The 22,921-nt window shown below is 69.1% G+C and carries 18 protein-coding genes; 1 reads left to right on the forward strand and 17 read right to left on the reverse strand.

Going from position 1 to position 22,921, the window contains the following annotated elements; translation table 11 throughout:
• Positions 1–287: 287 nt before the first annotated feature.
• Both secA and VDQ83_RS14200 read right to left on the reverse strand, forming a co-directional pair.
• Positions 288–3,026, reverse strand: coding sequence for a preprotein translocase subunit SecA (secA, locus tag VDQ83_RS14195; RefSeq protein ID WP_309916901.1), 2,739 nt, complete (start codon positions 3,024–3,026; stop codon positions 288–290).
• Positions 3,027–3,189: 163 nt separating this feature from the next.
• Complete coding sequence (locus VDQ83_RS14200; RefSeq protein ID WP_263397283.1) at positions 3,190–4,137, reverse strand: M23 family metallopeptidase; 948 nt, start codon at positions 4,135–4,137, stop codon at positions 3,190–3,192.
• A gap of 10 nt (positions 4,138–4,147) precedes the next feature.
• On the opposite strand from VDQ83_RS14200, the gene VDQ83_RS14205 reads away from it, so the two are divergent.
• Positions 4,148–4,624 (forward strand): DUF721 domain-containing protein, encoded by a 477-nt coding sequence (locus VDQ83_RS14205; RefSeq protein ID WP_309916899.1) that lies wholly within the window; start codon positions 4,148–4,150, stop codon positions 4,622–4,624.
• A gap of 149 nt (positions 4,625–4,773) precedes the next feature.
• On the opposite strand, the gene lpxC is transcribed toward VDQ83_RS14205, so the two are convergent.
• The 15 genes from lpxC to VDQ83_RS14280 all read right to left on the reverse strand — a co-directional run bounded on the left by lpxC (position 4,774) and on the right by VDQ83_RS14280 (position 22,623).
• Positions 4,774–5,685 (reverse strand): UDP-3-O-acyl-N-acetylglucosamine deacetylase, encoded by a 912-nt coding sequence (gene lpxC / locus VDQ83_RS14210; RefSeq protein ID WP_263397281.1) that lies wholly within the window; start codon positions 5,683–5,685, stop codon positions 4,774–4,776.
• A 372-nt stretch (positions 5,686–6,057) separates the two neighbouring features.
• The gene (gene ftsZ, locus VDQ83_RS14215; protein WP_179568378.1) at positions 6,058–7,278 is read right to left on the reverse strand and encodes a cell division protein FtsZ; all 1,221 of its coding nucleotides are present in this window, start codon (positions 7,276–7,278) and stop codon (positions 6,058–6,060) included.
• Positions 7,279–7,478: 200 nt separating this feature from the next.
• Complete coding sequence (gene ftsA, locus VDQ83_RS14220; protein WP_003465508.1) at positions 7,479–8,714, reverse strand: cell division protein FtsA; 1,236 nt, start codon at positions 8,712–8,714, stop codon at positions 7,479–7,481.
• Entirely contained in the window at positions 8,711–9,541 is an 831-nt protein-coding gene (locus tag VDQ83_RS14225) for a cell division protein FtsQ/DivIB (RefSeq protein WP_455435440.1), read from the reverse strand. Before VDQ83_RS14225 ends, ftsA begins: the two co-directional genes overlap by 4 nt.
• 160 nt (positions 9,542–9,701) lie before the next feature.
• Positions 9,702–10,661 carry a D-alanine--D-alanine ligase gene (locus VDQ83_RS14230; RefSeq protein ID WP_455435441.1) on the reverse strand — a complete coding sequence of 320 codons (960 nt, stop codon included), beginning with the start codon at positions 10,659–10,661 and terminating at the stop codon, positions 9,702–9,704.
• The gene (gene murC, locus VDQ83_RS14235; RefSeq protein ID WP_455435442.1) at positions 10,658–12,094 is read right to left on the reverse strand and encodes a UDP-N-acetylmuramate--L-alanine ligase; all 1,437 of its coding nucleotides are present in this window, start codon (positions 12,092–12,094) and stop codon (positions 10,658–10,660) included. The genes VDQ83_RS14230 and murC overlap by 4 nt, the downstream gene beginning before the upstream one ends.
• The gene (murG, locus tag VDQ83_RS14240) at positions 12,091–13,392 is read right to left on the reverse strand and encodes an undecaprenyldiphospho-muramoylpentapeptide beta-N-acetylglucosaminyltransferase (RefSeq protein ID WP_455435443.1); all 1,302 of its coding nucleotides are present in this window, start codon (positions 13,390–13,392) and stop codon (positions 12,091–12,093) included. The genes murC and murG overlap by 4 nt, the downstream gene beginning before the upstream one ends.
• Positions 13,389–14,711, reverse strand: a complete 1,323-nt coding sequence (gene ftsW / locus VDQ83_RS14245) for a putative lipid II flippase FtsW (protein WP_263397276.1) — start codon at positions 14,709–14,711, stop codon at positions 13,389–13,391. Before ftsW ends, murG begins: the two co-directional genes overlap by 4 nt.
• A complete protein-coding gene (gene mraY / locus VDQ83_RS14250; protein ID WP_263397275.1) occupies positions 14,711–15,796 on the reverse strand; it encodes a phospho-N-acetylmuramoyl-pentapeptide-transferase in 1,086 nt (361 codons plus the stop codon). Before mraY ends, ftsW begins: the two co-directional genes overlap by 1 nt.
• Positions 15,786–17,381: a UDP-N-acetylmuramoyl-tripeptide--D-alanyl-D-alanine ligase gene (locus VDQ83_RS14255; RefSeq protein WP_455435444.1), complete on the reverse strand. Its 1,596-nt coding sequence runs from the start codon at positions 17,379–17,381 to the stop codon at positions 15,786–15,788. Before VDQ83_RS14255 ends, mraY begins: the two co-directional genes overlap by 11 nt.
• Positions 17,378–18,874, reverse strand: coding sequence for a UDP-N-acetylmuramoyl-L-alanyl-D-glutamate--2,6-diaminopimelate ligase (locus VDQ83_RS14260; RefSeq protein ID WP_455435445.1), 1,497 nt, complete (start codon positions 18,872–18,874; stop codon positions 17,378–17,380). The genes VDQ83_RS14255 and VDQ83_RS14260 overlap by 4 nt, the downstream gene beginning before the upstream one ends.
• Positions 18,871–20,745, reverse strand: a complete 1,875-nt coding sequence (locus tag VDQ83_RS14265; RefSeq protein ID WP_455435446.1) for a peptidoglycan D,D-transpeptidase FtsI family protein — start codon at positions 20,743–20,745, stop codon at positions 18,871–18,873. The genes VDQ83_RS14260 and VDQ83_RS14265 overlap by 4 nt, the downstream gene beginning before the upstream one ends.
• Positions 20,742–21,005 (reverse strand): cell division protein FtsL, encoded by a 264-nt coding sequence (gene ftsL, locus VDQ83_RS14270; protein WP_455435447.1) that lies wholly within the window; start codon positions 21,003–21,005, stop codon positions 20,742–20,744. The genes VDQ83_RS14265 and ftsL overlap by 4 nt, the downstream gene beginning before the upstream one ends.
• Complete coding sequence (rsmH, locus tag VDQ83_RS14275) at positions 21,002–22,162, reverse strand: 16S rRNA (cytosine(1402)-N(4))-methyltransferase RsmH (RefSeq protein WP_455435483.1); 1,161 nt, start codon at positions 22,160–22,162, stop codon at positions 21,002–21,004. Before rsmH ends, ftsL begins: the two co-directional genes overlap by 4 nt.
• A gap of 14 nt (positions 22,163–22,176) precedes the next feature.
• On the reverse strand, positions 22,177–22,623 hold the full coding sequence (locus VDQ83_RS14280; protein WP_185813912.1) for a division/cell wall cluster transcriptional repressor MraZ: 447 nt from the start codon (positions 22,621–22,623) through the stop codon (positions 22,177–22,179).
• Positions 22,624–22,921 lie beyond the last annotated feature (298 nt).

The raw sequence follows: 22,921 nt of genomic DNA on the forward strand, positions 1-22,921 counted from the left end.
CGCCCGTACCCTCATCCGCCCCTGCGGGGCACCTTCTCCCGGTGGGAGAAGGGAACAGCCGCTTAGCCCCTCTCCCGTCGGGAGAGGGGTTGGGGTGAGGGTACGGCGCGAAGCGGCTCGTGGTGCTTGGGTGCACGAGGCTACGCCCGTACCCTCATCCGGCCCTGCGGGCCACCTTCTCCCGGCGGGAGAAGGAACAGCCGCGGTAGCCCCCTGCGCGGCACCTTCCCCGAAAGGGGGCCATGATCGCGAGGGGCGGTTGTGGAGGCTTGTGAGCAGGCGCTCTCCTAGCTCAACTGCCCATGGCAATGCTTGTACTTCTTGCCGCTGCCGCACGGGCACGGATCGTTGCGGCCGACCTTGGGCGCCTCGCGGGTGACCTGCGCCACCGCCGGGGCGTTGGCGCCCAGCGCCACCTGCTCGGCTTCCTCGTCGGCGCTGTAGCCGCCGGCGTCCTGGTGCTGGAACTGCGCCTGGCGCAGCTGCGCCTCCATCTGCTGCCGTTCCTGCGCCTCCAGCGCCGCCACCTCTTCCTCGCTGCGGATGCGCACGCGCGCCAGCAAGGTCACCACCTCGCGCTTGGCGTGCTCGAGCATCTCCGAGAACAGCTCGAACGCTTCCTTCTTGTATTCCTGCTTGGGCTGCTTCTGCGCATAGCCGCGCAGGTGGATGCCCTGGCGCAGGTAGTCCATGCGCGCCAGATGCTCCTTCCAGCTCTGGTCGAGCACGGTCAGCATCACGTGCTTCTCCAGCGCGCGCATGGTCTCGCCGCCGATCGCCGATTCCTTCTCCTGGAAGTGGCGGTCGACTTCCTCGCGCACCTTTTCGGCGATGCCGGCCGCGTCCAGTTCCTCGTGGCGCTTGACCAGGTCGGTCAGCGACAGCGGCAGGCCCAGGTCGCTGGACAGGGTCGCTTCCAGGCCCGCCAGGTCCCACTGCTCGTCGACCGAGTTCGGCGGCACGAAACGCGCCACCAGGTCGTAGATCACGTCGTCGCGGATGCCGTCGACGTTGTCCTTGACCGACTCGGCATCGAGCAGCTCGTCGCGCTGCGCGTAGATCACCTTGCGCTGATCGTTGTTGACGTCGTCGAAGTCGAGCAGGTTCTTGCGGATGTCGAAGTTGTGCGCCTCGACCTTGCGCTGCGCCTTCTCGATCTGGCGGCTGACCAGCTTGTCCTCGATGACGTCGTCTTCCTTCATGCCCATCATCCGCATCGCCTTCTGCACCCAGTCCGAGGCGAAGATGCGCATCAGGTTGTCTTCCAGCGACAGGTAGAAGCGCGAGGAACCCGGATCGCCCTGGCGGCCGGAGCGGCCGCGCAGCTGGTTGTCGATGCGCCGCGACTCGTGGCGCTCGGTGCCGATGATGTGCAGGCCGCCGGCGGCCTTGACCGCGTCGTGACGCTCCTGCCACGCGGCCTTCAGGCGCGCGCGCTCGTCCTCGCTCAGGTCCTCGCCCAGCGCGTGCAGTTCCGCTTCCAGCGAGCCGCCGAGCACGATGTCGGTGCCGCGGCCGGCCATGTTGGTGGCGATGGTCACCGCGCCCGGCTGGCCGGCGTTGGCGACGATCTGCGCCTCGCGCTCGTGCTGCTTGGCGTTGAGCACTTCGTGCTTCACGCCCGCCTTGCGCAGGTGCTCGGACAGCATTTCCGAGGTCTCGATCGAGGTGGTGCCGACCAGCACCGGCTGGCCGCGCTTGGCGCAGTCCTCGATGTCGGCGAGCACCGCGTTGAACTTGCCCTGGCGGTTGAGGAACACCTGGTCCGGCCAATCCTTGCGGATGGTCGGGCGGTTGGTCGGGATCACCACCACTTCCAGGTTGTAGATGCTCTGGAATTCGTAGGCTTCGGTGTCGGCCGTACCGGTCATGCCGGACAGCTTCTTGTACATGCGGAACAGGTTCTGGAAGGTGATGCTCGCCAGCGTCTGGTTCTCGCGCTGCACCGGCACGCCTTCCTTCGCTTCCACCGCCTGGTGCAGGCCGTCGGACCAGCGCCGGCCCGGCAGGGTGCGGCCGGTGAACTCGTCGACGATGACCACTTCGCCGTCGCGCACGATGTAGTCCACGTCGCGCTGGTAGATCGCATGCGCGCGCAGCGCGGCGTTGAGGTGGTGCACCACGCTGAGGTTCTGCGCGCCGTACAGACGGTCCTCGTCGTTGGTCAGGATGCCGGCGGCGCGCAGCAGTTCTTCTGCGTGCTCCATGCCGGCCTCGGACAGGTGCACCTGCTTGCCCTTCTCGTCGACCCAGAAGTCGCCCTCGCCTTCCTCCGACTCCTGCTTGGTCAGCTGCGGCACGATGCGGTTGACGCGGATGTACAGCTCCGGCGAATCGTCGGCCGGGCCGGAGATGATCAACGGGGTGCGCGCCTCGTCGATCAGGATCGAGTCCACTTCGTCGACGATGGCGTAGTTCAGGCCGCGCTGGTAGCGGTCGGCCTTGGACAGCGCCATGTTGTCGCGCAGGTAGTCGAAGCCGAATTCGTTGTTGGTGCCGTAGGTGATGTCGGCGGCGTAGGCGGCGTGCTTGTCGCTGTGCGGCATGCCCGGATAGACCACGCCCACGCTCAGCCCCAGCCAGTTGTACAGCTTGCCCATCTGCGCGGCGTCGCGGCGCGCCAGGTAGTCGTTGACGGTGACCACGTGCACGCCCTTGTCTTCCAGCGCGTTGAGGTACACCGGCAGCGTCGCCACCAGGGTCTTGCCTTCGCCGGTGCGCATTTCCGCGATCTTGCCCAGGTGCAGGACCATACCGCCGATCAGCTGCACGTCGTAGTGGCGCATGCCGAGCACGCGGCGGCTGGCCTCGCGGCACACCGCGAACGCTTCCGGCAGCACCTTGTCCAGGCTCTCGCCGCCGGCGATGCGGCCGCGCAATTCGGGGGTCTTGGCCTGCAGCTGCGCGTCGGAGAGCTGCTCCATCTCCGGTTCCAGCGCGTTGACCTTGGCGACGATACGGTGGAGCTGACGCAGCTGGCGTTCGTTGCGGCTACCGAAAACGCGAGTAAGCAGACTGTTGATCATTGAAGGAACCGGTTGGAAAGGAACGCCCGTACGGCCCAATCCCCAGGGAATCGAAGGGCCGCAAACGAAACAGGGCGCGAGGCGCCCTGTCGTGGCAAAGCCTATTGTAGCTTGGGGCGGGCCCCGGCGATTCAAGCGCCGGCATCGCCGCCCCAGCGATCCCTCAGCCGCGGCCGCGGCGGCCCACCGGGGTGGCGCCATCGCCGAGGAACTTGGCCGGATTCATCACCACGCCGTCCTTCCACACCTCGAAATGCACGTGCGCGCCGGTGGAACGGCCGGTGGAGCCGGCCTTGGCCACTTCCTGGCCGACCCGCACCAGATCGCCCACCTTCACCGACAGCCGCGAATTGTGCGCGTAGCGGGTGACATAGCCGTTGCCGTGATCGACCTCGACCACGTTGCCGTAGCCGCCGCGCACGCCGGAGTAGCTGACCACGCCATCGGCCACGGCCAGCACCGGGTCGCCGACGTTGGCGTGGAAGTCGATGCCCTTGTGGTTGCCGGCACCGCCGCCGAACGGATCGGCGCGGCCGCCGAAGCCGGAGGTGATGTAGCTGTTGCGGATCGGCATCTGCGACGGCACCGCGTTCTGGTCGAGCTGGTGGTCGAACAGCAGCGATTCGAGCACCGACAGCTGCTGGCCGGAGGTGGCGAACTGCTGCTGCAGCCCGTCCAGTTCCTTGTCCAGCTGCGGCGCCGGCATGTCCTGGCTGACCTCGTCGTCACCGCCACCGACGCCGACCGGCTGGTCGAAGTCGAACTCGCCGTCCTGCAGCTTGCCCATCCGGGTCAGGCGTTCGCCGAGCGCGTTCAGCCGGGTGGCCTGCGCCTGCAGTTCGCCCAGCCGCGCGGCCAGCGCGTTGACCTGGGTCTGCGCGTCGCGGCGCACCTGCGCCAGCTCCGCGTCCTGCTTTTGCACCTTGGCCCGCAGCTGCGCCGAACCGGCCAGGCCGGTCGCGGCGCTGACGCCGATGCCGAGTACCATGCCCACGCCGAGCACCGCACCGAGCACGGCCAGGGGACGCCGGTCTGCGAACTCGCGCAGTCGCCACGGCAGGTCCTTGATCCCCTTTTCACGTGAATTGATTACGATCTTCTTAAACGCCATATGAGTTTTCATGTCTAAGCGAAAGTCCGGCGAGGGCCATACCACCGCGCCGATGCCGGCGTTGGACGCTGCATTGGCGGACAAGGTGGGCGACCCGTTGCGACGTGCCTTGTGGCTCGACGCGCTGGACCGACAGTTGCGCCCCCATCTGCCGCCGAACCTGGCCTCCCGTTGCCGGTTGGCCAATGTGAACGGCGAACAGCTCGTTTTTCTCGTTGACTCTCCGGTCTGGCATGCCCGGGTCAGGCTCGCCGAGGCCGATATCCTCGCTGCGGCCCGATCCCTCGGGCTGAAGGCCACCAGGGTGACCGTCAAGATTGCGACTTCACCTGCGCATTCCCCAATGCAGCAGGCAAGAAACAAGCCAGCACCGGTTTCCGCAGCGACGCACAAAGGATTGCGCGACGCGCTGGCATCCTTGCAGGACGTCGACTCCACGACGCCTGAAGCAGCTACGACCTCCGGCCGTAACGGTCTGCGTACGTAGACACGCACGACCTGACCCGACGCATCCTAACGGGCGCCGGCTTCGAGGTCGTTACCGATTCGTTAAATAGAAGTTAAGAACGGACGAAGCGTGGGACGGATCGCCCCATTCCGTGACCGCGGGCCACCCCGGCTGCGGGGCGCCGAACTTTAGGCGTAGGCCACGGCCCCGTAGGCCACCGGCGCCGGCTGCGCGCCGCCGTCGAAGCTCACCCACTCCCATGCGGCCTGCTCGGCGAGCAGCGCGCGGACCAGCTTGTTGTTCAGCGCGTGGCCGGATTTGTAGCCTTCGTAGGCGCCGAGGATCGCGCCGCCGGCCAGGTACAGGTCGCCGATCGCATCGAGGATCTTATGCCGCACGAACTCGTCGGCGTAACGCAGGCCGTCGTCGTTGAGCACGCGGAACTCGTCGAGCACAATGGCGTTGTCCATCGACCCACCCAGGCCAAGGTTGCGCTCGCGCATGTACTCCAGGTCGCGCATGAAGCCGAAGGTGCGCGCGCGGGAGATTTCCTTGATGTAGGCCATGGTCGAGAACTCGATTTCCTGGCGCGACTGCTTGGCCGGGATCATCGGGTGGTCGAACTGGATGGTGAAACCGAGCTTGTAGCCGTCGTAGGGATCGAAGCGGGCGATCTTGTCGCCGTCGCGCACTTCCACCGGACGCTTGATGCGGATGAAGCGCTTGGGCTTGCCCTGCTCGACGATGCCCGCGGACTGCAGCAGGAATACGAACGGGCCGGAGGAACCGTCCATGATCGGCAATTCGGCCGAAGACAGTTCGACGATGGCGTTGTCCACGCCGAGGCCGGCCATCGCCGACATCAGGTGTTCCACCGTCTGGATCTTGGCGTCGCCGCGACTGAGCCCGGTGCACAGCGTGGTCTCGGTGACCAGCTCGGCATCGGCCGGCACTTCCACCGCCGGTTCCAGGTCGACCCGACGGAACACGATGCCATGGTCGGCAGGCGCCGGACGCAGCGTCATGTACACCTTGTCGCCGCTATGCAGGCCTACGCCGGTGGCGCGGATCGTGTTCTTGAGGGTGCGTTGCTGGGTCATGGGAGACAGTCTGGGAACGTCCGCTCAGACGGGAACTGAACGAAATTGAGAATATCACGCGTTTAGCCAAATTTTAACAATACAGTCACAGCGTCCTATTTGCGCAACGCTGGCGCATGCCGGCGTCGCGGTCGCAAAAACCTGCCGGGTCGAGACGACCCGGCAGCAAAGGACACGGCGCGCCGATCGGGCGAACAGTCCCGATCGGCGGTGTTGCGGCCGGCGCAAGGCCGGCCTGGCGCGGTCAGTCCGCCTGGCGGCGCAGGGCGGGCCGCGTGCTTGCGAAGCACTGCTTCGCACGCGGACCCGCGCCTGGCCATGGATGGCCAGGCTGGGCCATCCGCAAGCCGAACGGTCGCGCCAGGGACGGCATCAGTCGGCCTGGCGACGCAGGAACGCAGGAATGTCCAGGTAATCGTTGGGCAGATCGGCCGCAGCCGGTGCCGGCGCCGACGAGCCCATCGCATCGCTGCTCGGGCGACGCAGGCCCAGGCCCATCGCACCGCCGACCGCCTTGGACACGGCGTCGCCGCCATGCTCGAAGTCGCCGAATTCCGGCTGGCCGGTGGTCGCGTTGCGCACCAGCTTGATCGGCGCGCGCTGCTCCGGACGCTGGGTCTGGCGCGACACGGCGCGGTTCAGGCCGGTGGCGACCACGGTCACGCGGACCTCGTCCTGCATGTCCGGGTCGAGCACGGTGCCGACCACGACGGTCGCGTCTTCCGAGGCGAAGCCTTCGATGGTGCGGCCGATCTCGTCGAACTCGGCCATGGTGAAGTCCGGACCGGCGGTGATGTTGACCAGGATGCCGTTGGCGCCGGCCAGGTTGACGTCGTCCAGCAACGGGTTCTGGATCGCCGCTTCGGCCGCCGCCTGCGCGCGGTCGTCGCCGCGGGCCGAGCCGGTGCCCATCATCGCCAGGCCCATTTCCGACATCACGGTGCGCACGTCGGCGAAGTCGACGTTGATCAGGCCCGGACGCACGATCAGGTCGGCGATGCCCTGCACGGCGCCCTGCAGCACGTCGTTGGCGGCACGGAACGCCTGGATCATGGTGGCATTGCGGCCAAGCACGGTGATCAGCTTTTCGTTGGGGATGGTGATCAGCGAGTCGCAATGCTGGCTCAGTTCCTCGATGCCCTTCAGCGCGACCTGCATGCGCCGGCGGCCTTCGAACGGGAACGGCTTGGTGACCACGGCCACGGTCAGGATGCCCATCTCCTTGGCCAGCTGCGCGACCACGGGGGCGGCGCCGGTGCCGGTGCCGCCGCCCATGCCGGCGGTGATGAACACCATGTCCGCGCCCTGCAGCGCGTCCATGATGCGTTCGCGGTCTTCCAGCGCGGCCTGGCGGCCCACTTCCGGATTCGCGCCAGCGCCCAGACCCTTGGTGACGTTGGTGCCGAGCTGCAGCTGCAGCTTGGCGCCGCAGTTCTTGATCGCCTGCGAGTCGGTGTTGGCGGTGATGAACTCCACGCCGTCCACGCTGCTGCTGACCATGTGCGCGACCGCGTTGCCGCCGCCGCCGCCCACGCCGACCACCTTGATTACCGCGTTGGGTGCCATCTTTTCAATCAGTTCGAAATGCGCCATGTCCGTTTCCTCTTGTTATGGGGCCGGGACTGGGGACTCGGGACTCGGGACTCGAAAAACAGCTTCGATTCCCTGCCCGGCCTTCGCGCCGGCTATTTTCTTAGTGGATGTTGCCGTTACCGCTTACCGTCTCTCTCCGCCCTTCCGCTCTCCGCTTTTGCTGTTCCGGGTCCCGAGTCCCGGATCCCGAGTCCCGGCTTTCAAAACTCGCCGCGATACCAATTCTTCAATTTCTTGAACAGGCTGCCGGCGCGCCCGGTCGGCAGCGACGGGCGCCGCGGGTGTTCGATCTGGCTGCCCATCAGCAGCAGGCCCACGCCGGTGGCGTGCACCGGGTTGCCGACCACTTCGCCCAGGCCGGTGACGTGCTGCGGAATGCCCACGCGGACCGGCATCTGCACCATTTCCTCGGCCAGTTCGACCACGCCTTCCATCTTCGAGGCGCCGCCGGTGAGCACCATGCCGGCGCGCACCAGTTCCTCGAAACCGGAGCGGCGCAGTTCGGCCTGCACCATCTCGAAGATCTCTTCGTAGCGGCCCTGCACCGCCTGCGCCAGCGAGTGGCGCGGCATGCGCCGCGGCGGGCGATCGCCGACGCTGGGCACCTGGATGCTTTCCTCGGCGGTGGCCAGCTGCGCCAGCGCGCAGGCGTAGCGCACCTTGATCTGCTCGGCTTCCGGGGTCGGCGTGCGCAGCATGTGCGCGATGTCGTTGGTGACGTGGTCGCCGGCGATCGGCAGCGAGGCGGTGTGGCAGATCGCGCCCTGCACGAACACCGCCAGGTCGGTGGTGCCGGCGCCCATGTCGACCAGCACCACGCCCAGCTCGCGTTCGTCGGCGGTCAGCACCGCGACCGAGGACGCCAGCGAGGACAGGATCAGGTCGTCCACCTGCAGGCCGCAGCGCTGCACGCACTTGCTGATGTTGGCCGCGGCCGACTGCGCGCACACCACCAGGTGCGCGTGCACCTCCAGGCGCACGCCGGTCATGCCGACCGGATTGCGGATGCCTTCCTGCGAATCGTCGAGCACGTACTCGCGCGGGATCGCGTGCAGGATGCGCTGGTCGGCCGGGATCGCCACCGCCTTGGCCGCTTCCAGCACCCGGTCCAGGTCATTCCAGGTCACTTCGCCGTCGCGGATCGGCACGATGCCGGGCGAGTTCTTGCACTGCACGTGATTGCCGGAGATCGACGCGTACACCGAGCGGATCTCGCAGCCGGCCATCAGCTCGGCTTCCTCGACCGCGCGCTGGATCGATTGCACGGTAGATTCGATGTCCACCACCACGCCGCGCTTGAGCCCACGCGATTCGTGCGAACCGATGCCGATCACCTCGATCGGGTTGCCGGGCGAATACTCGCCGACCAGCGCGACGACCTTGGAGGTGCCGATGTCCAGTCCAACGATGAGGGATTTGTCGCCTTTGCGGTTCATGTCTTGGAGCCGGGATTTGAGATTCGGGATTTGAGATTGGTGAAGGCAGGCTGGCTTGGGATGCGTGGCAGATCGACGGAAGCGGAGCGTTGCGAAGCCGGTTTCTTTCCCGATCCCGAATCCCGAATCTCCGATCCCCGCCTTTCGACCGTGAACCCATTGGTGTAGCGCAGGTCGGCACGCGCGATCGGCGCCTGCTCCGGCGTGATCAGTTGCGGCAGCACGCGGGCGAAGCGGGCCAGGCGGGTGCGGGCGTCGTCGCGGCCGACCACGATCTGCACGTCCTCGCCCAGCTGCAGCGACCAGCTGCCGCGCGCGTCCATCGCCACGCCGTTGACCGGCAGCCCGGCCGGCGCGAACAGCGCGCGCGATTCGTTGTACAGCGCGACCACGTCCTGCGCCTTGGCGTCCGGCCCGGCCAGCTGCGGCAGTGCCATGCCGCGCAGTTCGCTCGGCAGCGCGAAGATGCGGCCCTGCTCGGACAGCATGCGATCGGTACCCCAGCGAGCGAACGGACGGTGCTCGGTGACCCGCACTTCCAGCACGTCCGGCCAACGCTTGCGCACCCGCGCGCTCTCCACCCACGGCAGCCGCTCGATCGCGTCCTGCGCATCCTGCAGGCGCACCGCGAAGAAACCGCGGCGCGCGTACGGCAACACCACCTGGCGCAACTGCTCGGCCGGCACCCGCTTGAAATCGCCGCTAACCTGCAGCCGGCTCAGTGGCCAGCGCTCGGCGCCGACCCAGCCGTTGAGCACCGCCACCACCGGCAGCGCGACCAACGCCAGCGCCAGCACCCAGGCGAGGATGCGCAGGAGGGTGCTCATGCGTCCGCCTCGCGGCGGATGCCGGGACTCGGGACTCGGGACTCGGGACTAGTAAAAGCGGCGCCCTTGGCATGAATGCGCGCGCGCTTGCTCGGGCGCAGCAGCGCATCGGCAGCGCGCGGCGCTCCGAGTCCCGAGTCCCGAGTCCCGAGTCCCGAAATCACAGCGTCTGCTCCAACACTCGCCACACCAGTTCCTCGAAGCCGATGCCGGCCTGGCGCGCGGCCTTGGGCACCAGCGAGTGGCTGGTCATGCCGGGTGCGGTGTTGGCTTCCAGCAGCGCGAAGGCGCCGCTGGCGCCGTCGCGCATCACGTCCACGCGGCCCCAGCCGCGGCAGCCGGCGGCGCGGAATGCGGCCAGCGCCAGTTCGCCGAGCGCGCGCTCGTCTTCGCCGTCCAGGCCCGGGCACAGGTACTGGGTGTCCTCGGCCACGTACTTGGCATGGTAGTCGTACCACTGGCCCTTGGGCACGATGCGGATCGACGGCAGTGCGGTGTCGCCGAGGATCGCCACGGTCAGTTCGTCGCCGACGACCATCTGCTCCATCAGCAGCTCGCCGTCGTAGCGCGCGGCCAACGCCACCGCCTCGTCCAGCTGCGCCGGCTCGAACACGCGGGTCACGCCGACGCTGGAGCCTTCGTTGGCCGGCTTGACGATCACCGGCAGGCCGATCTGCGCCGCCGCCGCGTGGATCGCGTCGGCCTGCGCGGTCGCCGCCAGGCGCACGTAGCGCGGCGTCGGCAGGCCCAGCGACAGCCACACCTGCTTGGTGCGCACCTTGTCCATGCTCAGCGCCGAGCCGAGCACCGGCGAGCCGGTGTACGGCACGCCAAACGCGTCCATCAGGCCCTGCACGATGCCGTCTTCGCCGCCGCCGTTGTGACCGTGCAGCACGTTGAACACGCGGTCGAAGCGCTTCTCCACCAGCGCCTGCGCCAGCGCCGGGATGCCGTCCACCGCGACCGCATCGACGCCGCGCGCGCGCAGCGCCTCGAGCACGTTGCGGCCCGAATCCAGCGACACCTCGCGTTCGCTGGAGGTGCCGCCGAGCAGTACCGCGACGCGGCCGAACACGGCCGGGTCGGTGTGGCGCGGCGGCGCGAAGATCGGTGCGCTCATGCCTTCACCCACGCGGCGAAACCGTCCTGGGCGATGTGCTGGGCGACGTAGCCGATGTCGCCGGCGCCCATCATCAGCAGCAGGTCGCCGTCCTGCAGCACGTCCGGCAGCACGTCGCTGAGTTCGGCGACCTGTCCGACCACCACCGGCTCGCTGCGGCCGCGCGCACGGATCGCGCGCGCCAGCGAGCGCGCGTCGGCACCGGGGATCGGCGTTTCGCCGGCCGGATAGACTTCGCTGAGCACCAGCGCGTCCACTTCCGACAGCACCGCGGCGAAGGCGTCGAACTGGTCGCGGGTCCGGCTGTAGCGGTGCGGCTGGAACGCGACCACCAGGCGCTTGTCCGGCCAGCCGCCGCGCGCGGCGGCGAACACCGCGGCCAGCTCGCGCGGATGGTGGCCGTAATCGTCGACCAGGCGTACGCGTGCGCCGCTGGCGGTGACCACTTCGCCCAGGTCGTTGAAGCGGCGGCCGATGCCGGCGAAGCTCTGCAGCGCGCTGGCGATCGCCTCGGGCGCCACGCCCAGCTGCCAGCCGATCGCCGCGGCGGCCAGCGCGTTGAGCACGTTGTGGCGGCCCGGCAGGGCCAGCGTCACCGGCGTGCTGCTGCCTTCCGGCAGGCGCAGGGTGAAGCGCATGTGCGGGCCGTGCTGGACCACGTCCTCGGCGCGCACGTCGGCGTTCTCGCTGAGCCCGTAGCTCATCACGTGGCGCGGGGTCTTGGCGGCCAGCGCGGCCACTTCCGGATCGTCGATGCACAGCACCGCCAGCCCGTAGAACGGCAGGCGCTGCAGGAATTCGGCGAACGCGGCCTGGACGCGGGCGAAATCGTTGCCGTAGTTCTCCAGGTGATCGGCGTCGATGTTGGTGATCACCGAGATCAGCGGATTCAGGCGCAGGAAGCTGCCGTCGCTCTCGTCGGCCTCGGCCACCAGCCACTGGCCGCCGCCGAGCTTGGCGTTGGCGCCGGCGGCGAGCAGCTGGCCGCCGATGACGAAGGTCGGATCCAGCCCGCCTTCACTGAGCACCGCCGCGGCCAGGCTGGTGGTGGTGGTCTTGCCGTGGGTGCCGGCCACCGCGATGCCGCGGCGGAAGCGCATCAGCTCGGCCAGCATCGCCGCGCGCGGCATGATCGGGATGCGCTGGCTGCGCGCCTCCATCAATTCCGGGTTGTCGTCGCGGATCGCGCTGGACACGACCACGCAGTCGGTGCCGAGCACGTTGGCCGCCGAATGCCCGCGCATCACCCGCGCGCCGAGCTTGACCAGGCGCCGCGTCGCCGCGTTGTCGGCGTTGTCCGAGCCGGACACCTCGTAGCCCAGGGTCAGCATGACCTCGGCGATGCCGCTCATGCCGGTGCCGCCGATGCCGACGAAGTGCACGCGCGGGAACGCGCGGACCAGGTCGCCGGTGTCGTGGAGACGGCGGATCATGCGCGAACTCCGTTCGCGGCGGGACCGGGGACCGGGGACCGGGGACCCGGAAAAAGCGGAGCGGCGGCGCTGCGCGCCTGGCCGTGGAGATTGTCTGTGTGCATAGGCTTCTGCTGTTGATCTTGCTTGTCGCCGGTCCCCGGTCCCTGGTCCCTGGTCCCGCTACGGGCCCCCGGTCCCCGGTCCCCGGTCCCGGCCTCTTCCAAAATGATGTCCGCGATCCGCTCGGCCGCATCCGGCTTGGCCAGGCTGCGTGCGGCTTCGGCCATCGCCAGGCGCCGGGCGGGATTGCCGAGCAGGTCGCGCAGCACGCCCTGCAGGTTGGCGGCCAGGGCGGCGTCCTGCTTCAGCAGCACCGCGGCGCCGCGTTCGACCAGGTATTCGGCGTTGCGGGTCTGGTGGTCGTCGACCGCGGCGGCGAACGGCACCAGCACGCTGCCGATGCCGACCGCGCACAGTTCGGCCAGGGTCGAGGCGCCGGCGCGGCATACGATCAGGTCGGCCCAGGCGTAGGCCGCGGCCATGTCGCCGATGAAGGCTTCGACGCTGGCGGCAACGCCGGCGTCGGCATAGGCCTGGGCCGCTTCGTCGCGCAGTTTTTCGCCGCACTGGTGGCGCACCTCGACCTGCGCGCCGAGCGCAGCCAATGCGCGCGGCAGCGCCTGGTTCAGCGCACGCGCGCCCTGGCTGCCGCCGAGCACCAGCAGCCGCACCGCGCTGTCGCGCGCGGCCAGGCGCTGCGCCGGCGGCGCCAGCGCGGCGATCTCGGCGCGCACCGGGTTGCCCACCGCTTCCTCGCGCGCGGCGAAGCTGCCCGGGAACCCGGTCAGCACGCGACGCGCGACGCGCGACAGCACCTTGTTGGTCAGGCCCGGGGCGCGGTTCTGTTCGTGCACCAGCAACGGCAGTTTCAGCAGGCGCGCGGCGATGCCGCCCGGGCCGGCCGCGAAACCGCCGAAGCTGACCACCGCGCGCGGCATCCGCCGGCGCAGCACGAAGCCGGCGGCGCGGATCGCGCGCATGACCCGCAGCGGCGCGCCGAACAGCGCCAGCGCGCCCTTGCCGCGCAGGCCGCCGATCTCGATGGTGTCGATCTCGATGCCGTGCTGCGGCACCAGTTGCGTTTCCATGCGCCCCGCCGCACCCAGCCACACCACCGGCACGCCGCGCGCGCGCAGCACCTTGGCCACCGCCAGCGCCGGGAAGATGTGCCCGCCGGTACCGCCGGCCAGGATCATCACCGGGCGCAACGCAGCGCCAGTCATAGCGGTGCTGGTCATCGGCACGGACGCACTCATCCCAGCCTCCCGAAGGTCGGCTCGACCCGCGGCTGCATGCGGCTGGTGCCGCGCGCCGGGGTGCCGGCCTGGATCGCCGCGGCCACCGCGCTGGCGCTGGCCTCGCGCGCGGCCTGCAGATCCTCGGCGCTGTCCACGGTCTGCCTGACCGGCGGCGCCGCATCGCTGCGCACCTTCGCCACTTGGCGTTCGGCGCGATCGAGTTCGTAGGACACGCGCAGCAGCAGGCCCATCGCCACGCAGGTCATCAGCACGCTGGAACCGCCGGCGGAGATCAGCGGCAGGGTCAGGCCCTTGGTCGGCAGGATGCCCAGATTCACGCCGACCGAGACGAAGCTCTGCAGGCTGATCCACAGGCCGATGCCGAAGGCGATGTAGCCGGAGAAGTGGCGCTTCATCTCCACGCAGCGCATGCCCAGCCAGAACGCGCGGCCCACCAGCAGCGCGTACAGCGCGATGATCAGGCACACGCCGGTGAAGCCCAGTTCCTCGGCGATCACCGAGAAGATGAAATCGGTATGCGCTTCGGGCAGGTAGTTGAGCTTCTGCACCGAACCGCCCAGACCGACCCCGAACAGTTCGCCGCGGCCCACCGCCATCAGCGCGTTGGACAGCTGGTAGCCGGAGCCGAGCTGGTCGGCCCACGGGTCCAGGAACGAGGTGATGCGGCGCAGGCGGTACGGTTCCAGGATCGCGATGAAGGCGAACACCGGCAGCCCGATCACGATCGGCATCGACATGCGCGGCAGGTTGACCCCGCCCAACACCAGCATGCCGGCGGTGATCGCCAGCAGCAGCGTGGAGGAACCGAAGTCCGGCTGCATCAGCAGCAGGCCGACCAGCGCCACGGCCACGCCCAGCGGCTTGAGCATCGCCGGCCAGGTCGCGTTGACCTCGTCGCGGAAGCGCACCAGGTAGCTGGACAACCACACGATGTACAGCACCTTGACCGCTTCCACGGTCTGGAACTTGGAGATGCCCAGGTTGATCCAGCGCCGCGCGCCGTTGACGCTGCTGCCCAGCCCCGGCACGAACACCACGATCAGCAGGCCGAAGCAAGCCAGCAGCAGCAGCTGGTTGTACTGCTCGATGTTCTTCAGCTCGGTGCGCATGGTCCAGATCGCCAGGCCGATGCCGCCGGCCAGGAACAGCAGATGCCGGGTCAGGTAGTAGAACGGGCTGACGGTCAGCTCGATCGAGCTGGAGCCGACCATCACCACGCCCAGCGAGGCCAGCGCCACCACGGCGCCGAGCAGCCACGGGTCGTAGCGGCCGCCGATGGCCTCCAGTCGGGTCGCCTGGCGCGTGCTGTCGTTCATCAGCGCACCTTCAACGTGGCCAGGCCGACCAGCACCAGCACCACCGAGATGATCCAGAAGCGCACGATCACCCGCGGCTCGGGCCAGCCCTTCAGCTCGAAGTGGTGGTGGATCGGCGCCATGCGGAACACGCGCTTGCCGGTGAGCTTGAACGAGGCGACCTGGATCATCACCGACAGCGTCTCGATCACGAACACGCCGCCCATGATCACCAGCACCAGTTCCTGGCGCACGATCACCGCGATGGTGCCGAGCACCGCGCCCAGCGCCAGCGCGCCGATGTCGCCCATGAACACCATCGCCGGGTAGGTGTTGAACCACAGGAAGCCCAGCCCCGCGCCGGCGATCGCCGCGCAGATGATGATCAGTTCGCCGGCGCCGGGAATCGAGGGGATCTTCAGATAAGCCGAGAACACCGCGTTGCCCGAGGCGTAGGCGAACACGCCCAGCGCGCAGGCCACCAGCACCGTGGGCATGATCGCCAGCCCGTCCAGGCCGTCGGTCAGGTTGACCGCATTGGAGAAGCCGACGATCCAGAAGTAGGCGATGGCGACGAAGCTGATCCCGGCCAGCGGCAGCGCGATCGACTTGAACATCGGGATGTAGAAGGTGATCGCGGCCGGCACGTCGGCGGTGTAGTACAGGAACAGGCCGGCGGCCAGGCCGAAGATCGACTGCAGCAGGTACTTCCAGCGCGACTTCAGCCCGTTCGGGTCGCGGCGCACGATCTTGATCCAGTCGTCGTACCAGCCGATCACGCCGAACGCCAGCATCACCGCCAGCACCAGCCACACGTAGCGGTTGCGCAGGTCGCCCCACAGCAGCACCGACAGCAGCACGGTGAGCAGGATCAGCGAACCGCCCATGGTCGGCGTGCCGGCCTTGGAGAAGTGGGTCTGCGGGCCGTCCTTGCGGATCGGCTGGCCGCCCTTGAACTGCGCCAGCCTGCGGATCACCGCCGGGCCCAGCCACAGCGACAGGAACAGCGAGGTCAGCGCCGCCAGGATGCCGCGGAAGGTGAGGTAACCGAACAGCCCGAACAGGCTCTCCAGCTGCTGCAGCCAGCGGGACAGTTCAAGCAGCATGCGGCGTCTCCTCACCCTGCGCCAGCAGCGCGCTCACGATCTTGTCCATGGCGCTGCCGCGGGAGCCTTTGACGAGGATGGTGGCCGGGGCTCGGGACTCGGGACTCAGTGAAGCCGGGACTCGGGACTCGGGACTCGGGACTCGGAGGGGCGCAACGCCAGCGGACGCCGCACCGGTGCTCTCATGCATTTGCTCTGTTTCCTGCTCTTGATCCTGCTTTTCCCGAGTCCCGAGTCCCGAGTCCCGAGTCCCGGCTCCGTTCCCGAGTCCCGAGTCCCGAGTCCCGGCTGCGCGAAGGTCCGCACGCAGCGCCGCGATCAACGCCGCATGGCTGTCGAACACGCGTCCGTTCTCGCCGAAGGCCTGCGCGGCGACCGCGCTCAGCGGGCCCAGCGCGTACAGGCGGGTCAGGCCGGCGTCGCGGGCACGGCGGCCGCCGCTGGCGTGCAGCGCGTCGGCACCGTCGCCGAGTTCGCGCATGTCGCCCAGCACCAACCAGCGCTCGCCGCCGGCCGCGGCCAATGCGTCGATCGCCGCGGCCAGCGAACCGGGATTGGCGTTGTAGCTGTCGTCGATCAGCACCGCGCCGCCGGGCAGCGTGTGCGCGATCTGCCGGCCCGGCACCGGCTGCACCTGCGCCAGGCCCGCGGCGATCATGGCCGGCGCGATGTCCAGCGCCAGCGCCAGCGACGCGGCGGCCAAGGCGTTCATCAGGTTGTGGCGACCGGGCAGCGGCAGCGTCGCGTCGACCTCGCCGTGCGGGGTGACCAGCACGAACTGCGAGCGGTCCGCGCCCACACGCAGCCGCGTGGCGGTGACCTCGGCGCTGGCCTGCAGGCCGAAACGCAGCACGTGCGGGGTCAGCGGCGCCGGCAGGCGCTGTTCGAACCACAACCCGAACGCGTCGTCGGCATTGATCACCGCGGTGCCGTCGGGCGGCAGCGCGGCGTAGATCGCGCCCTTGGTCTCGGCCACGCCGAGCAGGCTGCCCATGCGTTCCAGGTGCGCCGGGGCGATGTTGTTCACCAGCGCCGCGTGCGGAGCGACGATGTCGGTCAGGTAGGCGATGTCGCCCGGCTTGCCGGCGCCCATCTCGTAGATCGCGTAGTCGGCCGCGTCCGGCGCCTCGATCACCGCCAGCGGCAGGCCGATCTCGTTGTTTCGGTTGCCGGGGTTGGCGTAGACGCTGCCGCCGTTCACCCGGCAGGCGTGCTGCAGGATCGCCAGCAGCAGCGCCTTGACGCTGGTCTTGCCGTTGCTGCCGGTGATCGCGGCCACGCGCGTGGCGCGGCCGCGCTGCATGCCGGCGGCGATCCGCGCCAGCGCCAGCTGGGTGTCGGCGACCAGGATCTGCGGCAGTTCGACCTGCGGCTGCAGCGCCTGCACCAGCAGCGCGCTGGCGCCGCGCGCGGCGGCGTCGACCACGAAGTCGTGGCCGTCGAAACGCTCGCCGCGCAGCGCCACGTACAGGCTGCCCGGCGCCAGCGTGCGGGTGTCGTGGGCGATCGCGTCGATCGCCACGTCGTCGCCATGCAGTTCGGCGCCGGCCCAGTGCGCGAGCATCGACAGCGGCAGGCGCTTCATCGTGCACGCTCCATGGCCGGTGCGGCGGCGCGCGCCTGCAACGCCTGCGCGGCGATCTCGGTGTCGTCGAACGGATACTGGATGCCGGCGATTTCCTGGTACGGCTCGTGGCCCTTGCCGGCGATCAGCACGATGTCCTCGGGACCGGCTTCGGCCACGGCCTGGGCGATGGCCTGCGCGCGGTCGCGCTGCACGCGCACCGCCTGGCGGTCGGTGAAGCCGGCCAGGATGTCGGCGACGATGCGGTCGCCGTCCTCGCCGCGCGGATTGTCGTCGGTGACGATCACCACGTCGGCCAGGCGCTGCGCGATCGCCGCCATCTGCGGGCGCTTGCCGGTGTCGCGCTCGCCGCCGCAGCCGAACACGCACAGCAGGCGGCCGTGCACGTGGCCGCGCAGGCTGTCCAGCGCCTGCTCCAGCGCGTCCGGGGTATGCGCGTAGTCGATCACCAGCAGCGGCTGCGCGTCCGTGCCGCCGAGGCGGTTCATGCGCCCGCGGATCGGCTGCAGCTGCGACAGCGTCGCGGCGATGCGCGCCGGCGCGACGTCCAGCGCATGCAGCGCGCCGGCCACCGCCAGCAGGTTGTCCACGTTGAAACGGCCCAGCAGCGCCGACTGCACCGGATGCCGCGCGTCGCCGACCAGCAGGTCGAAGCCGATGCCGCGCGCGTCCAGGCGCAGCGCCTCGGCGCGCAGCGTGGCGCCGGCCTGGCCGCGCGAGCTGACGCCGATGCGGCGCAGTTCCGGGTCCAGCGTCGCCAGCAACTCGCGACCGAACGCGTCGTCGAGGTTGACCACCGCCGCCTTCAGCCCCGGCGTGGCGAACAGGCGCGCCTTGGCCGCGCCGTAGCCGGCCATGTCGCCGTGGTAGTCCAGATGGTCGCGGGTGAGATTGGTGAACACCGCCACGTCGAAGTGCACCGCATCCACGCGGCCCTGGTCCAGCGCGTGCGAGCTCACTTCCATCGCCACCGCCTGCGCGCCGGCGTCGCGCAGCTGCGCCAGCAACGCATGCGTCTGCAGCACCAGCGGCGTGGTGAAACCGGTCGGCACAACGTCGCCGTACAGGCCGACGCCGAGCGTGCCGATGCTGCCGCTGCGCGTGCCCAGGCTCTGCCAGGCCTGCGCCAACAGCTGCACGGTGGAGGTCTTGCCGTTGGTGCCGGTGACCCCGACCATGGTCATCGTCTGCGACGGATGGCCGTGGAACTGGTCGGCCATCGCGCCCATGCGCGCGCGCAGGCCCGGCACCGCGATCGCGTCGGCAGGGGCCGGCAACTCGGCCGGGGCCGGCGGTTCGAACAGGATCGCCGCGGCGCCATTGGCCTGCGCCTGCGCGACGAAGCCCAGCCCGTGCGCGCCGAACCCGGCGATCGCCACGAAGGCATCGCCGGGGCGCACCGCGCGGCTGTCCATGACCAGCCCGGTCACCTGCACGTCGCGCGCCAGCGCCAGATCCGGCAGCAGGTGCGACAGCGGCAGCGCGCGGCTCACTGGCGGGTCTCCTGCAACGGCACCGGCTGTGCGGCCGGCGGCGGCGGCGCGACGGCACGCGCGCTGGGCAGTGCCGCTTCCACCTCGGTGGCGGCGTCGGGCACCAGGGCCGGATCCGGCTCCACCGGCGGCGGCGGCGGCGCATGGCCGCTCTTGCCGGCGGCCTGCGCCGCCAGCCATGCCTGGATGTCGTCCGGCGGCACGTCCATCAGCCGCAGCGCCCCTTCCATCACGTTGTGGAACACCGGCGCCGAGACCAGGCCGCCGTAGTACTTGGCGCCCTGCGGGTCGTTGATCACGATGACCGTGGCGAAGCGCGGATTGGTCGCCGGCACCAGGCCGGCGAACAGCGCGTTGTAGTGGCCGCGGATATAGCCGCCCGGCCCGTTGAGGCGCGCGGTGCCGGTCTTGCCGGCGACGTGGTAGCCGAGGATCGCCGCGCCCTTGGCGCCGCCCTGGGTCACCACGGTTTCCATCATCGCCACCACTTCCCGCGCCACTTCCGGGCTGATCACTTCGCGCGGTTCCTGGTGCTGGCCCTTGACGAAGGTCGGCTGCATCAACTTGCCGCCGTTGCCCAGCGCGGTGTAGGCGGTGGCGATCTGCAGCGGCGTCACCGACAGGCCATAGCCGTAGGACATGGTGGTCTTGGTGGTGCCGTACCAGCTGCGGCTGCCCGGATGCGACACCACGCCGGCCGATTCGCCGGGGAAGCCGCTGTGCGGCGCCGTGCCGTAGCCGAAATTGCGCACCGACTTGTAGAACGCCTGGTCGTCCAGCTTGGCGACGATCTTGGCCGCGCCGATGTTGGAGCTGCGGGTGATCACGCCGGTGACGTTGAGCACGCCGTTGTTGCGCGGCACGTCGCGGATGGTGTAACGGCCCAGGGTCATGAACCCCGGGTTGGTATCGATGATGGTATTGGGCGTCACCACCCCTGCCTGCAACGCGGTCGCCACCGTCAGCGGCTTCATCGTCGAACCCGGCTCGACCAGGTCGGTGACCGCGCGGTTGCGGCGCGCGTCGGAATTGACCCCGCTGACCGCATTCGGGTTGTAGGTCGGCAGGTTGACCATCGCCAGCACTTCGCCGCTCTTCACGTCCACGATCACGATCGAGCCGGCGGCCGCCTTGTTCTCTTCCAGCGCGTTGCGCAGCTGCTTGTAGGCCAGGAACTGGATGCGGCGATCGATGCTCAGGGTCAGGTCCTTGCCCGGCTCGGCCGGCTTGACCAGGTCGATGCTCTCCACGATCGCGCCCTTGCGGTCGCGGATCACGCGCTTGGAGCCAGGCTTGCCGCGCAGCCATTCGTCGAACGCCAGCTCCAGCCCTTCCTGGCCGCGGTCGTCGATGTTGGTGAAGCCGAGCACGTGCGCCATCGCTTCGCCCTGCGGGTAGAAGCGGCGGAACTCGCGCTGCGAGAACACGCCGGGGATGCCCAGCGCGACCACCGCATGCGCCTTGTCCGGATTGATCCGGCGCTTGAGGTACATGAACTCCTTGTCCGACTTCTGCGACAGCTTGGCGGCCAGCTCGTCGCTGGGCAGTTCCAGCGCCCGCGCCAGCTGCGGAATGCGGTCGGGATTGCGCAGCAGTTCCTGCGGATTGACCCAGATCGACTCCACCGGCGTGGACACCGCCAGCGGCTCGCCGTTGCGGTCGGTGATCATGCCGCGCGAGGTCGCGATCGGCAGTTCGCGCAGGTAGCGCGCCTCGCCCTGGCGCTGGTAGAAATCGCTGTTGATGATCTGCACGTAGGCGGCGCGGCCGATCAGCGTGACCGAGCACAGGCTCAGCGCCGCGCCGACCAGCACCAGCCGGCCACGGAGATTGAAGTTGCTGCGCGGGCGGTTGCGGCCGGTCTTGCTCATGGCCGCACCACCACGATGTCGCCGGTTTCCGGGAACTTCATGCCCAGCCGCTCGCGCGCGACCTGATCGACGCGATTGCTTTCCGCCCAGGTCGCCTGCTCCAGCTGCAGCCGGCCGAACTCGATGTTCAGCTCGTCGCGGTTGTGCTCCAGCCGCGACAGCTCGACGAACAGCTGGCGATGGCGATGGCGCATGTACACCACCCCGATCGCCGAGGCGATGGTGCAGGCGAGCAGGATGACGAGCAGCAGCCGGCTCATGCGCCGCTCCTGTGGAGCGGCGCCGGGACCGGGGACCGGGGACCCGGGACCCGGGAAAAGCGGAGGGCAGCGCGCGGCGCAAGACCGTCGGCCGCCGCAAAGCTCACCCCGCTCTTGCCATTGCTCTTGCCGTTGCTCTCACCCGGTCCCCGGTCCCTGGTCCCTGGTCCCGATACGGGTCCCGAGTCCCGAGTCCCGAGTCCCGCCAGCTTCTCAGCCACCCGCAACACCGCACTGCGCGCCCGCGGGTTGCCGGCCAGTTCGTCGGCATCGGCCTTGATCGCGCCGCCATGCAGTTGCAGGGTCGGCACGAACGCCTGCGCTTCGGGCAGGCGGCGGTTGCTCGGCGGGGCCTTGGCGTGGCGGTTCATGAACTGCTTGACGATGCGGTCTTCCAGCGAATGGAAGCTGATCACCGCCAGCCGGCCGCCCGGCTTGAGCCTGGCCAGCGCCGCGTCCAGCCCGGCTTCGAGGTCGGCCAGTTCGCGGTTGATGTGGATGCGGATCGCCTGGAAGCTGCGTGTGGCCGGGTGGGTCTTGCTGTCGCCGCGCGGCATCACGCTGGCGATCAGCTCGGCCAGCTGCGCGGTGCGGGTCAGCGGCTGCTCGGCGCGGCGCGCCACGATCGCGCGGGCGATGCGCCGGCTCTGGCGTTCGTCGCCGTAGGTCCACAGCACGTCGGCGATGGCGCGTTCGTCGGCGCGCGCCAGCCACTGCGCGGCGCTCTCGCCGGCGTCCGGGTCCATGCGCATGTCCAGCGGGCCGTCCTTGCCGAACGAGAAACCGCGCTCGGCCACGTCCAGCTGCGGCGAGGACACGCCCAGGTCGAACAGCACTCCGTCCAGGTCGGCGGCGGCGTCCCACTGCCCCAGTTCGGCGAAGCTGCCGCGACGGATGCTCACCCGCGCGTCGCCACCGAACGCATGTTCGGCTTCGGCGATCGCCTCGGGATCCTTGTCCATCACCAGCAGCCGGCCTCCCGGGCCGAGTTTGTGCAGCACCCCGCGCGCGTGTCCGCCACGCCCGAACGTGCCATCCAGATAGATTCCGTCTTCGATCACCTGCAGCCCGTCCATGACCTGCGCGAACAACACCGGCACATGCGCCGCCGGCGGTTGCGACACCGGAAGGTGACCGGCCTGCGCCTGTCCGCGCATCCGGACACCCCGGCTCACAACTTCAGATCGAGCAATCCATCGCCCAGATCCTCATCAGACAATGTCTGCTGGATCAGTGCGCGATGAGCCTGCTCGCTCCATAGTTCGAACTTGTCGCCCATGCCCAACAGCACGGCGCGCTTTTCGATGCCCACCGCAGCGCGATGGCTCGGCGGGATGGTGATGCGGCTGTTGGCGTCCAGCTCCAGCGCGGCCGAGGAACCGACCAGCTTCTGCTGCAGGATCCGCACCACGCGCTGGGTGTTGGGCTTGGCCATGACGTCGTCACGGACCCGCTCCCACTCCTTTTCCGCGTACAGCCACAGGCATCCGGCCTCGAACGGGTTGTAGGTCAGCACCAGCCGATTGCCGCTCGCGCGCACGACGAGGTCGCGGTACGCGGTGGGAACCGCCATACGCCCCTTGTCGTCCACTGTGATTGCGGTCTCGCCCTGAAACACGACGCCTACACCTTTCCAAATCCGCCTGGGCGGTCATTGAACCACGAAAAACCACAAAAAACCCGGTTTTCCCTCAGGTGCCCACCTTAGCAGCGCGCGAAAGGTTGTCAACAACTTTGCGACCGATAAATCGCCAGCCACATCAATGGCTTGCGCCATTCTTTAGAGACTTGTTCAAAGCTTATCCACAAGTTGCTGTTTCGTCTCATATTTTGAGATTGGGGGAAAATTCAGCCCTGTGCACAAGGCGTTAAGACGGCGACCTATCGCCATCCCTGCGGCCGGCCGGCTCGCGCGC

It is taken from the genome of Xanthomonas sp. WHRI 7945, assembly GCF_035026585.1.